The organism is Aeromicrobium sp. CnD17-E, assembly GCF_024124745.1.
GTDB lineage: Bacteria > Actinomycetota > Actinomycetes > Propionibacteriales > Nocardioidaceae > Aeromicrobium.
Genome location: NZ_JAMXRU010000103.1, coordinates 1 through 10,822 on the forward strand (window position 1 = coordinate 1; position 10,822 = coordinate 10,822).

Annotated in this window: 12 protein-coding genes; 6 read left to right on the plus strand and 6 right to left on the minus strand. The window is 74.7% G+C overall.

The genetic code is table 11. The features are described from left to right. Positions 1 to 1,356, minus strand: a 1,356-nt coding sequence (locus NH339_RS15130) for a BTAD domain-containing putative transcriptional regulator (RefSeq protein ID WP_308207084.1), incomplete at its 3' end; no start/stop codon positions are given. 135 nt (positions 1,357 to 1,491) lie between these two features. Here NH339_RS15130 and NH339_RS15135 point away from each other — a divergent pair. Next, positions 1,492 to 2,070 (plus strand): TetR/AcrR family transcriptional regulator, encoded by a 579-nt coding sequence (locus NH339_RS15135; protein ID WP_253026804.1) that lies wholly within the window; start codon positions 1,492 to 1,494, stop codon positions 2,068 to 2,070. A gap of 117 nt (positions 2,071 to 2,187) precedes the next feature. On the opposite strand, the gene NH339_RS15140 is transcribed toward NH339_RS15135, so the two are convergent. Beyond that, positions 2,188 to 2,841 carry a hypothetical protein gene (locus tag NH339_RS15140; protein WP_253026806.1) on the minus strand — a complete coding sequence of 218 codons (654 nt, stop codon included), beginning with the start codon at positions 2,839 to 2,841 and terminating at the stop codon, positions 2,188 to 2,190. A gap of 79 nt (positions 2,842 to 2,920) precedes the next feature. Here NH339_RS15140 and NH339_RS15145 point away from each other — a divergent pair, with 79 nt between their 5' ends. Beyond that, complete coding sequence (locus NH339_RS15145; protein ID WP_253026808.1) at positions 2,921 to 3,556, plus strand: TetR/AcrR family transcriptional regulator; 636 nt, start codon at positions 2,921 to 2,923, stop codon at positions 3,554 to 3,556. Positions 3,557 to 3,572: 16 nt separating this feature from the next. Here the strand turns inward: NH339_RS15145 and NH339_RS15150 are convergent, their stop codons facing one another. The 3 genes from NH339_RS15150 to NH339_RS15160 are packed head-to-tail and all read right to left on the minus strand — an operon-like array spanning position 3,573 to position 6,288. Then, positions 3,573 to 4,340, minus strand: a complete 768-nt coding sequence (locus NH339_RS15150) for an enoyl-CoA hydratase/isomerase family protein (protein ID WP_253026810.1) — start codon at positions 4,338 to 4,340, stop codon at positions 3,573 to 3,575. Between the two features lie 33 nt (positions 4,341 to 4,373). After that, complete coding sequence (locus NH339_RS15155; protein WP_253026822.1) at positions 4,374 to 5,135, minus strand: SDR family NAD(P)-dependent oxidoreductase; 762 nt, start codon at positions 5,133 to 5,135, stop codon at positions 4,374 to 4,376. Positions 5,136 to 5,148: 13 nt separating this feature from the next. Next, positions 5,149 to 6,288: an acyl-CoA dehydrogenase family protein gene (locus NH339_RS15160; RefSeq protein ID WP_253026824.1), complete on the minus strand. Its 1,140-nt coding sequence runs from the start codon at positions 6,286 to 6,288 to the stop codon at positions 5,149 to 5,151. 125 nt (positions 6,289 to 6,413) lie between these two features. Between NH339_RS15160 and NH339_RS15165 the strand changes: the two genes are divergently transcribed. The 4 genes from NH339_RS15165 to NH339_RS15180 all read left to right on the plus strand — a co-directional run bounded on the left by NH339_RS15165 (position 6,414) and on the right by NH339_RS15180 (position 9,825). Further along, positions 6,414 to 7,379, plus strand: coding sequence for a diguanylate cyclase (locus NH339_RS15165; protein WP_253026826.1), 966 nt, complete (start codon positions 6,414 to 6,416; stop codon positions 7,377 to 7,379). A 12-nt stretch (positions 7,380 to 7,391) separates the two neighbouring features. Further along, positions 7,392 to 8,096, plus strand: coding sequence for a lysoplasmalogenase (locus NH339_RS15170; RefSeq protein WP_253026828.1), 705 nt, complete (start codon positions 7,392 to 7,394; stop codon positions 8,094 to 8,096). Beyond that, entirely contained in the window at positions 8,093 to 8,905 is an 813-nt protein-coding gene (locus tag NH339_RS15175) for a 1-acyl-sn-glycerol-3-phosphate acyltransferase (RefSeq protein ID WP_253026830.1), read from the plus strand. The genes NH339_RS15170 and NH339_RS15175 overlap by 4 nt, the downstream gene beginning before the upstream one ends. Positions 8,906 to 8,976: 71 nt before the next feature. Then, the gene (locus tag NH339_RS15180) at positions 8,977 to 9,825 is read left to right on the plus strand and encodes an alpha/beta fold hydrolase (protein WP_253026832.1); all 849 of its coding nucleotides are present in this window, start codon (positions 8,977 to 8,979) and stop codon (positions 9,823 to 9,825) included. 30 nt (positions 9,826 to 9,855) lie between these two features. Here the strand turns inward: NH339_RS15180 and NH339_RS15185 are convergent, their stop codons facing one another. Next, positions 9,856 to 10,671: an exonuclease domain-containing protein gene (locus tag NH339_RS15185; protein WP_253026834.1), complete on the minus strand. Its 816-nt coding sequence runs from the start codon at positions 10,669 to 10,671 to the stop codon at positions 9,856 to 9,858. Between the last annotated feature and the right edge of the window lie 151 nt (positions 10,672 to 10,822).

Here is a 10,822-nt window from a genome sequence, read left to right on the forward strand (position 1 = left end):
CTCGACCCGCTCCGTCCCGAGCTCGCGGACGAGCAGCTCCCGCGCGGCGCTCGCGGAGAGCGAGCCGACCGGCACGCGCACGTCGGCGTCGAGCCACGGCAGGTCCCGACGCGACACGACGAGGGCCATCGAGCCCGCCGACGCCGGCAGCAGGTCGAGCAGGGCCGGCGCGGCGACGTCCGCCCCCACGTCGTCGAGCACGACGAGCACCCGCCGCTCGTGCAGCAGGCTGCGGTAGAGGGCGGCTCGCTCGGCGACGTCGGCCGGGACGGCCTCGGGGTGCGTGCCCAGCAGGCGCAGGAAGGTGCCGAGGGCCGCCCCGGCGTCCGGACCCGTCGGCGTGCGGCCGGCGTCGAGGTGCAGCGAGCCGTCGGGGAAGCGGTCGCGCAGCCGGTGGCCCGCCTCGACGGCGAGCGTCGACTTCCCCATCCCCGGCAGCCCCGTGAGGTGCACGACGACCGGGCCGTCGTCGACCTGCCGTGCGGCGTCGAGCACCGCCTCCAGCTCGTGCGTGCGGCCGACGAAGCCGGGCGAGCGCCGCGGCAGCGTGCGGGGCGCGGTGGGTCGGCGCAGAGCGTCGGCGCCGGGCACGGTCGTGACCTCGGACGCCCGCACCGGTACCACGTCGCCCTCCAGCACCCGGGCGTGCGCGGAGCGCAGCAGGTCCGACGGCTCGACCCCCAGCTCGACGTCGAGCCGCTCGAACGCCTCGCGGTAGACCCGCAGCGCCTGCTCGCGACGCCCCACCGACGCGAGCGCCAGCACGGAGTGGGCGAGCAGGCCCTCGTGGAACGGGTGCAGGGCGGTCAGCAGGGCCAGGTCGGCGACGACCGTGTCGGCCCGGCCGAGCGCGACCGCCGCCGCGACGTGCTCCTCCCAGAGACCGAGCCGCTCGGCCGCGAGACGCGTGCGCTCGAGCTCGACGGCCGACGTCGGGCGGACGTCGAGCAGGACCTCCTCGGGCACGAGGTCGAGCGCGGCCCGGAAGTCGTCGAGGCACCCCACCTCGGAGCGCTGCGCCCGCGCCCGCGCCCGGTCGCGGCACGCCCGCAGCCGTCCGACGTCCGTCGTGACGTCGTCGTCGAGGAGGTAGCCGTCGGCGGCCGTGCGCACGAGAGGTGCGTCGCACTTGCGACGCAGGCCGGAGACGAGCGCCTGCACCCGGTTGCGCGCCGAGGTCGGTGGGGCGTCGTCGTAGAGCCAGCGGACGAGCGTGTCGCTGGAGGACCCGGCCCCCACGGCGAGCCCGGCGAGCAGCGCGCGTTCGAGGCTCGACAGCGCGACGGGTGCGCCGTCGCACTGCAGCGTGACCCCAGCGAGCACGGTCAGCACGACCCTGTCCCCCGAGGAGTCCACGTCAGGACCCTAGCCGCACGACGCCCCGTCTCCCCAGCGCAGATCCGCTCCCTGGGACGCACGGTCGCCTGACGCGGGCCGCGAGCAGGGTACTGAGCGGGCATCTCGGGTACTCGCCCACGGTAGGGTCGGGGCATGGTCCGTCCGACGAGCGTCGCCGCCCGCGACGACGCGCGCCGCCGGGCGCTGCTCGACGAGCTGATCCCGCTGTTCCACGCGGAGGGCTTCCTCGCGTTCAGCCTCGAGGACCTCGCCCGGCGGCTCGGCTGCTCGAAGTCGACGCTCTACGTCGTCGCGCCGAGCAAGGAGCAGATCATCCAGGCCACGGTGCGCGAGTCGTTCCGTCGCTCGACCGACGCCGTGGAGCGTCGGGTGGCTGCCGAGCCCGACCGCGGACGGCGGATCAGCGTCTACCTCGACGCGATCGCCGAGGAGCTCGCGCCCGCCGGGCCGACCTACTTCGCCGACCTCGACGCCTACGAGCCGGCCCGCGAGGTCTACCGCAACAACGTCCGTCTGGCGGCCCAGCGGGTCAAGGAGCTGGTGGAGGCGTCGGGCCGACGGCGGCTCGACCCGCGCTTCGTCGGCTCGGTCGCCGGGCTCGTGCTGGAGGCCATCCATCGCGGCGCCGTGGAGGCCGACACCGGTCTCGACGACGCCGCCGCCTTCCACCAGCTGGCCGTCCTCGTCGACCACGCCACCCGCACCACCTGACCCCACTCCCCTCCTCCCCTCCTCCTCCCCCGCGTTTTGTGGAGCTGGTGACGGAATCTCCGCGGAGGACCGTCACCATCTCCACAAACCGCAGGAAGGGTGAGGACGCGCGGAGGGCTAGGGGGAGGTGAGGTCCGGGAGCAGGACCGGGCCGGTCTTGCGGTCGAGGTTGGCGACGTGCTGCTCCATCCGGCCGATCGAGCCGACCAGCTGGTCGAGCACGTCGGCGACGGTCGCGATGGCGCTGGCCGCTGCGGTGAGCTGCTCCAGCTGGCCGGGGAGGGGCCGGGCCGACGTGGCGAGGGAGTCGATCGGCTCGTGCAGGCCCTGCAGCGACGCGAGCTGGGACTCCAGCCCGTCGATCTGCTCGCGCAGGGCCCGGATGTCGCCACCCACGGAGCCGAGCGGCTCAGCCGCCCCCGCCACACGATCGGCCGCCGACACCACCCCGTCGGCCGTCGCACCGAGGGAGCGGGCGACCTCGAGCAGCTGCGTCAGCTGGTCGCCGACCTCGGGCAGCACCGCGACGGCCTCGAGCACCGGCGGGACCACGCGGGCGACGTTGCCGTCGATGCGCTCGACCTGGTCGAGCGTGCGCGGCGACCGCTCGGCGGACTCGGTGAGCTCGGGCAGCGCGACCCCGGCGGCGGCGAGGCGCGGGAGGAACGGGAGCAGGATCACCAGGCCGACGATCAGCATCGTCAGCACGGCGATGAGCTGCACGGCGACGACGCGGGCGGCCCAGGCGGGCATGGACGCGAACGGGTTCATCAGGACCTCCAGCACGATGGTGACTGCTACGCACTGTAACGGTTACACGATGTCACAGCATCGTCGATACGCTGTGGCCATGACCACGACGGGGGACGGCCGCGCGAGCCGCTGGGCGGGGCACCGCGAGCGACGCCGCGAGGAGATCGTCGAGCGGGCCGTCGCGGTGATCGACGGCGAGGGCGCCGACGCGCCGGTCGAGTCGATCGCCCGCGCCTGCGGCGTGACCCGGCAGGTGCTCTACCGCCAGTTCGACCACCGCCACGACCTCGACGTCGCGGTCGCCGACCGGATCGTCTCGATGCTGCTCGACCACGTGATCGTGCGCATGACCACCGACGACGGCGTGGAGGCGGGCCTGCGCGGCACGATCGACGCCTACCTCGACTTCGTGCTCGAGCACCGACCGCTCTACGACTTCGTGCGGGCGCTCCCCGCCGCACCCGGCTCCGGCAGTCCGGTCGACCGCATCACCGACGTCGTCGTGACGGTCGTGGCGACGCTCGCGGGCGAGCTGATCGGCTCCGACGCCGCCGCCCGGCTCCCGCTCCGCGACGTCTACGCGACGGGCCTGGTGGGCCTGGCCGACGCCGTCGTGTCGCGCTGGCTGGCCGACCCCGGCGCCCGTTCGCGCGAGGAGCTCGTCGACACGCTGGTCGACGTGCTCCAGCTGTGCATCCAGCCCGTCCTGGCCCAGGCCGCCGGCCGCGCCTGAGGGCGCCTCGCGACGCCTAGCGCCCCCGGGAGAGGAAGCGTCCGATCAGCTCGGCGCTCTCGGGCTCCGCGACCGACGTGGCGATGCTGCGCGCCTCGCGGTCGAGCTGGTCCGACAGCGGCGTCTCGAAGGAGCCGCGCACGAGCCGACGCGCCCGGCCGAACGCCCGCGCAGGACCGTCGGCCAGACGGCGGGCCAGCGCGAGCGCCTCGTCGGCCACGGCCTCGTCGTCGACGACGCGCGTGACGATCCCCCACTCCCGCGCCTCCTCGGCGGAGAGCCGGCGTGGCGTCAGCGTGAGCTCCAGCGCGCGCTGCAGTCCCACGACGCGCGGCAGCAGCCACGACTGTCCGCCGTCGGGCGTCAGGCCGACCGACGTGTAGGCGGTGACGAACGCCGCCGACCGGCCGGCCACCACGAGGTCGCCGCCGAGCACCAGCGACAGACCGGCGCCCGCCGCCGCACCCTGCACCCCGACCACGACCGGCTTCTCGAGCCCGTCGAGCAGCCGGACGCCGTCGTGCAGCGCGTCGGCGAGCTCCTGCAGGAACGCCGACCGGTCGGGCGCCGCGTCCATCGCGCCGAGGTCGCCGCCGGCGCAGAACATCCGACCCCGACCGGTGAGGAGCACCACCCGCACGGCGTCGTCGTCGCGCACCTGCGTGAGCACGTCGGCGAACGCCGCCGTGAAGGGCAGGTCGATCGTGTTGGAGGCGTCCGGACGGTTCAGCTCGACATGGGCGACGCCGGCGTCGACCGCGAGCAGGACGGGGGCGTCAGTCATGGACCCAGTGTCCCGGTGCGTCCGGCGTCCCGCTCATCGCGGGGCCATGCGCAGCGAGCCGTCCATGCGGATGGTCTCGCCGTTGAGGTAGTCGTGCTCGACGATCATCCGGACGAGCTGGGCGTACTCGTCGGGGCGGCCCAGCCGCTGCGGGAACGGCACGCCCTTCGCGAGCGCGGCGCGGATCTCCTCGCCGACCGTCGCGAGCATCGGGGTGTCGATGATGCCCGGCGCGATCGTGTTCACGCGGATGCCGTACTGCGCGAGGTCGCGGGCGGTGGGCAGGGTCATGCCGACGACGCCGCCCTTGCTCGCCGAGTACGCGGCCTGGCCGATCTGCCCGTCGAACGCGGCGATGGACGCGGTGTTGACGACGACGCCGCGCTGGCCGTGCTCGAGCGGCTCCGTGGCGGCCATCGCCTCGGCCGCGACCGCGAGCACGGTGAAGGTGCCCACGAGGTTGACGTTGACGATGCGCGCGAAGAGGCCGAGGTCGTGGATGCCCTGACCACCCTTGCCGAGCACGCGACCGGCCGTGCCGATGCCGGCGCAGCTCACCGCGACGCGCAGCGGCGCCTGCTCGGACGCGGCGGCGACGGCGTTGCGCACCTGCGCCTCGTCGGTCACGTCGGCCTCGACGTACGTGACACCGTCGACGTCGGGCGCCTTCTCGATGGACTGCGCCAGGTCGACCGCCACGACGGCCGCTCCGGCGGCGGCCAGCTCGGCCGCGGTCGCCGCGCCGAGTCCCGAGGCGCCACCCGTGACGACGGCGGAGGTTCCGGTGAGCTGCATGGGTTCCTTCTTCCTACTTCAGGTGCCGGCTGATGACGAGCCGCTGGATCTGGTTCGTGCCCTCGAAGATCTGCATGACCTTGGTCTCGCGCATGTAGCGCTCGACGGGGAAGTCCTTGGTGTAGCCGGCGCCGCCGAGCACCTGGACGGCGTCGGTGGTCACCTTCATGGCGTTGTCGGTGGCGACGAGCTTGGCGACCGACGCGGCCCGCCCGTACGGGCGTCCGGCGTCCTTCAGCCGGGCGGCATGCAGGTAGGTGGCCCGCGCGGAGTCGACAGCCGCTGCCATGTCGGCCAGCAGGAAGCCGAGGCCCTGGTGGTCGATGATCGCCCTGCCGAACGCCTCGCGCTGCTTCGCGTACGCGACGGCGACGTCCAGTGCACCCTGGGCGACTCCCACGGCGACCGCGGCGATGCCGAGCCGTCCTGCGTCGAGACCGGCGAGCGCGACGGCCAGGCCCTGGCCCTCGGCACCCAGCCGCCGCTCCGCAGGGACCCGGACGCCGTCGAACAGCATCGTGGCCGTCGTCGAGGACATGAGCCCCATCTTCTGCTCGGGCACGTCGGCCGTGAGGCCCCCGGCGTCGGCCGGGACGAGGAAGCAGGAGATGCCCCGCCCCTTCTCGTCGGAGGTGCGGGCCATGACCTTGTAGAAGTCGGCCTGCCCGCCGTGGGTGGTCCAGGCCTTCGCGCCGGTGATGACGTAGTCGTCACCCTGGCGGACCGCCTTGGTCCGCATCGCGGCCGGGTCGGAGCCGGCGTGCGCCTCGGAGAGGCAGTAGGCGCCCAGCAGGTCTCCCCCGAGCATGTCGGGCAGCCAGCGCCGCCTCTGCTCGTCGGTGCCGGCCTCGAAGAGCCCGAAGCAGGAGAGCGCGTGGACGCTCACCCCGACGCCGACGGCTGCCCAGGCCGAGGCGATCTCCTCGACGACCTGCAGGTAGACCTCGTACGGCTGGCCTCCGCCGCCGAGCTCCTCGGGGTAGGGCAGACCCAGCAGGCCGGCTCGGCCCAGCAGCGTGAAGACGTCGCGCGGGAAGGTCGCGGTGCGCTCGGCCTCGTCGACGCGCGGGCGCAGCTTGTCGTCGACGAGCTCGCGCGTGAGGGCGATGAGGTCGGCCGACTCGGGCGTCGGCATCAGACGATCGGCGGGCATGGTGACCTTTCCGGCGACGGGGACGACGGCGCCAGCGTACCAGGACGGATACTGTCGCTCCCTTCCTGGTACTGAACCGATCGACTCGACCAGCGGGCGGACAGAATCTTGGCAGGATGGAGGCCATGGAGCCGCTCGCCCCCGCCACGGGGACCGACACCTTCAGCGCCGTCGCGAACCGCGTCGTGGAGTACCTGAGGCGCAGCACGCCCATCAGCGACTGGTCGGTCAACCGGCGGATCGAGGGCGAGCAGGTCTTCCTGCACGCCACCCCCGGGACCCTCGTGAAGGTCGGGGACCGTCGGCCGTGGGACCAGTCGTACTGCCACCGCGCCTTCGACCTCGGGGCCGACGCGATCGTCGACGACGTGACCACGCACCCGCAGTACAGCGACCTGCGCATCGGGGCCACCCGCAGCTACGCCGGCGCGCCGATCCGCGACGCGGAGGGCGAGATGTTCGGCATGCTCTGCGGCCTGGGCGTCGACCCGCTCGACGGGGCCGAGGTCGACGCCGAGCTCCTCGCCGTCCTCGGCGACCTGCTCGGCGCCCACCTGTCGCTCGCCCGCCGGGCCGAGAGCGGCGACCGCGAGCGGCGCACCGCGGAGGCGCTGTCCCAGACCGACGCGCTCACCGGCCTCGTCAACCGACGGGGCTGGGACTCCGTGCTCGCCGACGCCGCGGTCCGCGCGAGCGCGTACGGCGACCTCGCCGCGGTGGTGCTGTGCGACCTCGACCGGATGAAGGAGGTCAACGACCGGGAGGGCCACGCCGCCGGCGACGCCCTCCTGCAGCGCACCGCGCACGCCCTCACCGGTGCCCGCGGCGTGCACGACACCATCGCGCGGTACGGCGGCGACGAGTTCGTCGTCCTGGTCGAGGACGTGTCACCGAGGCTGCTCAGCCGGACGCTGCAGCGCTACCGCGACGCGCTCGCGCACGAGGGCGTGGAGGCCTCGTTCGGGTGGTCGCTCGTGTTCCCCGGCGACGAGCCGGTCGACCTCGCGTTCCAGCGCGCCGACCGGTCGATGTACGAGGACAAGCGGGCCCGCCGAGCCGCACGACGCGAGCCCGACGCCGCCGCCGGGTAGTAGCCTGCCCCGATGCACGCTCGGCACGGCAGCACCGGACCCGTCGCACGCCCGTACGTGGTCGTGTTCGTCGCCGTGCTGGCGGTGCACCTGGTGCTCCTGGCCGCCGACCTGGCCCCGTGGGACAGCGTCACGAAGTGCCTGCTGGCACCCGTGCTCGTGGCGTGGGTGGTCGCCGAGCGCGGTCCGAGGCTGCTCGTGGCCGCGCTCGTCCTGTGCCTCGGCGGCGACCTCCTGCTCGAGGTCGACGGGCTGTTCGTCGCCGGCATGGCCTCGTTCGCGGCGGCCCACGCCTGCCTCGTCACGCTGTTCGTGCGCGCCGGGGCGGTGCGGGAGCGTCGCCCGAACCCCCTCCTGCTGGTCACGTACCTGCTGGCCGGTGTCGCCCTCGTCGCCTGGGCGTGGGGCGGCCTCGCAGCCGACCTGCGTCCGGTCGTGCCGGTCTACGCCGTGCTGCTGCTCGCGACCGCCGTCACGTCGTCGTGCGTCGACGTGCTGGCGGGCGTCGGCGGAGCCCTCTTCCTCGTCTCCGACGGGCTGATCGCCCTGGGCGAGGCAGGCCGCGTCGACCCGGGGTCGGCCACGGTGTCGGTGGCCGTCATGGCCCTCTACGGCGCGGCGATCGCGCTGCTCACGGCCGGCGCGCTGCGCGTGTCGGCCGACCGCTCGGCGAGCAGCCCCGTCCTCCAGCAGCCCAGCGCCGAACCTCTGACGTGAGACCCGACCCGACCCGGCCCGCACGGGTGACCCGCGGCACCGACCGGACCTATCGCTGGGTGAACCGCGCCGGCGCCCTGCTGCTCCGCGCGTGGGGCGTGCGCCTGCGGGCTCGTGGGCTCGAGCACCTGCCACGTAGCGGTGCCGCGGTGCTGGCCGCCAACCACACCGGCTACCTCGACTTCGTCCTGCTGGAGTGGGCAGCGCGCCAGCGAGGACGACTGGTGCGCTTCATGAGCAAGGCCTCGGTCTTCGACGCCCCGGTCGTCGGCCGGCTCATGCGCGCGATGGGGCACGTGCGGGTGGAGCGCTGGACCGGCGCCAGTGCCTACCGCCACGCCCGGCGCCTCGTGACGTCGGGCGAGGTCGTGGGGGTCTTCCCCGAGGCCACCATCTCGCGCTCCTTCCGCGTCAAGCGGCTGAAGCCGGGGGCCGCAGCACTCGCCCTGCACGCCACCCGGACGACCGGGGCCGTCGTCCCGCTCGTGCCCTGCGTCGTGTGGGGCGGCCACCGGCTGCTCACGGTCGACGGACGCCGCACGCTGCGCCGCGGGGTGGCGGTCGACGTCGTGGTCGGCGAGCCGCTCCTGCCCCGGGAGGGCGAGTCGGTGGCGGAGCTGACGTCGCGACTCAGGGAGGCCCTGGAGCGGCTGCTCGACGACGCCGTCGCGCACTACCCGCAGCAGCCGCGGTCCGACGCCGACCGGTGGTGGGTCCACGCCGACCGGGGCGGCACCGCCCCCGACGTGGCCACCGGAGCCGCGCTCGACCGCGCGGCGCTGGAGCGGGCGGGCGCCCCGTCGGACTGAGGCGGCGACCGGTCGGCGCGTCCTGGGGACGACGAGGCGCCGTGGCCCCTCTCGTGCGCCACGATGTGCTCATGGCGTTCTCCGAGACCACCGCCGTCGCCGTCGGCGACCTCACCTTCGACGTCCGGCTCGCCGGACCGGAGGACGGCCCGCCGGTGGTGCTGCTGCACGGGTTCCCGGCGTCCTCGCTGTCGTGGTCGCACGTGGCTCCCGCGCTCGCCGACGCCGGCCTGCGCGTCATCGCCCCCGACCAACGGGGCTACTCCCCCGGCGCCCGGCCGACCGACGTCGCCGCGTACGCCACCGACCGCCTGGCGCAGGACGTCGTGAGCCTCGCCGACGCGTTCGGGCTCGAGCGCTTCCACCTCGTCGGGCACGACTGGGGCGCGGCCGTCGCCTGGTACGTCGCCGCGCACCACGGCCACCGTCTCGAGACCCTGACCACGTTCTCCGTGCCGCACCTGGCCGCCTACAACGCGGCGCTCGCGCACGACGCGGACGCCCGCGAGCGCGGCTCCTACATCGGGCTGTTCCGCCAGGAGGGGACGGCCGAGGACCTCCTGCTCGCCGACGACGCGCGTCGGCTCCGCGCCATGTACCAGGGGGCCGTGCCGGCGCACCTCGTCGACGCCTTCGTCGCGCAGCTCCAGGAGCCGGGGGCGCTGACCGCCGCCCTCGGCTGGTACCGAGCCATGACGCCGGAGCTGGCGGGGCTGCCGTCGGTCGACGTGCCGACCACCTTCGTCTGGAGCGACGACGACCTCGCCATCGGTCGGGCCGGGGCCGACGCGTGCGGCGCGCACGTGAGCGCCGACTACCGCTACGAGGTGCTCGAGGGCGTGACGCACTGGATCCCCGAGCAGGCGCCGGACGCCGCCGCGGCGGCGATCCTGGCCCGCGTCCGGGGCGTGGAGGCGTAGGCCGGACCGACCACCCGACCGTCCGTCGGCTCAGCCGACGAGCGGCCACCCGGCGGGGTCGTCGAGGTCGCGCCCGACCCGCCGGGCGTAGGCGTTCCAGTCCTCCGCGCGCTCGGCGTACCAGCCGCGCTGGGCGTGCATGAGCTGCTCCAGGTCGAGCGTGCCGACGTCGACGTGCCGGGCCGCCAGCTCGACCGCCACCTGCCGCGCGGCGACCGCGTCGCACGTGGCGTCGTGCGCACCGTCGAGCGCGACCCCGTAGTAGGCGGCGACGTCGCCGAGGCGACGCCGGCCCAGCGCGCCCCGCTCGATCCCCCAGTCGACGACGTAGGGGTCGACGACGAGCAGCCGCTCCCAGTCGGGCTCGGCGAGTCCGTGCCGGCGCGCCTCGGCGCGCAGCATCGACAGGTCGTAGCAGGCGTTGAACACCACGAGCCCCACCCGGCGCTCGGCGACCGTCGCGAGCCAGTCGAGCACGACCGGCAGCGCCTCGGCCGACGTCGGGGCGTCCTGCAGCATCGCGTCCGTGATGCCGTGGACGGCCGCGGCCGCCTCGGGCACGGGGACGTCGGGCCGGACGAGGCCGGTGATCTCGAAGCCTGGCTCGTCGAGCAGCGCGAAGCTCACGACGCGGTCGAGCAGCGCGTCGGTGCCGGTGGTCTCGAGGTCGAGCGAGGCGAGCGGCAGCCGGTGCCAGCCGTCGTGCCCGCCCCGTGCCGGCGGCCGGGGTGCGCAGGCGACGCACCACGTGCGCCAGGCGCCTGGCGTGCCGGTGAGCCGACCGGCACCCGCGAGCACGTGGAGGGTGCAGGCGGCGCAGAAGCCCTCGAACCGGTTGGTGCGCACGCCCCGACGCTAGGTGCCGGGACGGACAACTCCGGGGAGGCTCACCGTCCGTCGGGCTCCAGCGCGTCGACCACGAACGCCCGGGCCGACGTCGCCCGAGGTGCCTGGCAGGTGAGCACGGCGGCCTCGCGCTGCACCGCGCGCACGTCGG

Excerpts from the sequence above, each read along its gene's own strand:
- NH339_RS15145 (WP_253026808.1), top strand. The coding sequence starts at position 2,921 with ATGACCACGACGGGGGACGGCCGCGCGAGCCGCTGGGCGGGGCACCGC.
- NH339_RS15155 (WP_253026822.1), bottom strand. The coding sequence starts at position 5,135 with ATGCAGCTCACCGGAACCTCCGCCGTCGTCACGGGTGGCGCCTCGGGA.
- NH339_RS15160 (WP_253026824.1), bottom strand. The coding sequence starts at position 6,288 with ATGCCCGCCGATCGTCTGATGCCGACGCCCGAGTCGGCCGACCTCATC.
- NH339_RS15140 (WP_253026806.1), bottom strand. The coding sequence starts at position 2,841 with ATGAACCCGTTCGCGTCCATGCCCGCCTGGGCCGCCCGCGTCGTCGCC.
- NH339_RS15180 (WP_253026832.1), top strand. The coding sequence starts at position 8,977 with ATGGCGTTCTCCGAGACCACCGCCGTCGCCGTCGGCGACCTCACCTTC.
- NH339_RS15135 (WP_253026804.1), top strand. The coding sequence starts at position 1,492 with ATGGTCCGTCCGACGAGCGTCGCCGCCCGCGACGACGCGCGCCGCCGG.
- NH339_RS15150 (WP_253026810.1), bottom strand. The coding sequence starts at position 4,340 with ATGACTGACGCCCCCGTCCTGCTCGCGGTCGACGCCGGCGTCGCCCAT.
- NH339_RS15165 (WP_253026826.1), top strand. The coding sequence starts at position 6,414 with ATGGAGCCGCTCGCCCCCGCCACGGGGACCGACACCTTCAGCGCCGTC.
- NH339_RS15170 (WP_253026828.1), top strand. The coding sequence starts at position 7,392 with ATGCACGCTCGGCACGGCAGCACCGGACCCGTCGCACGCCCGTACGTG.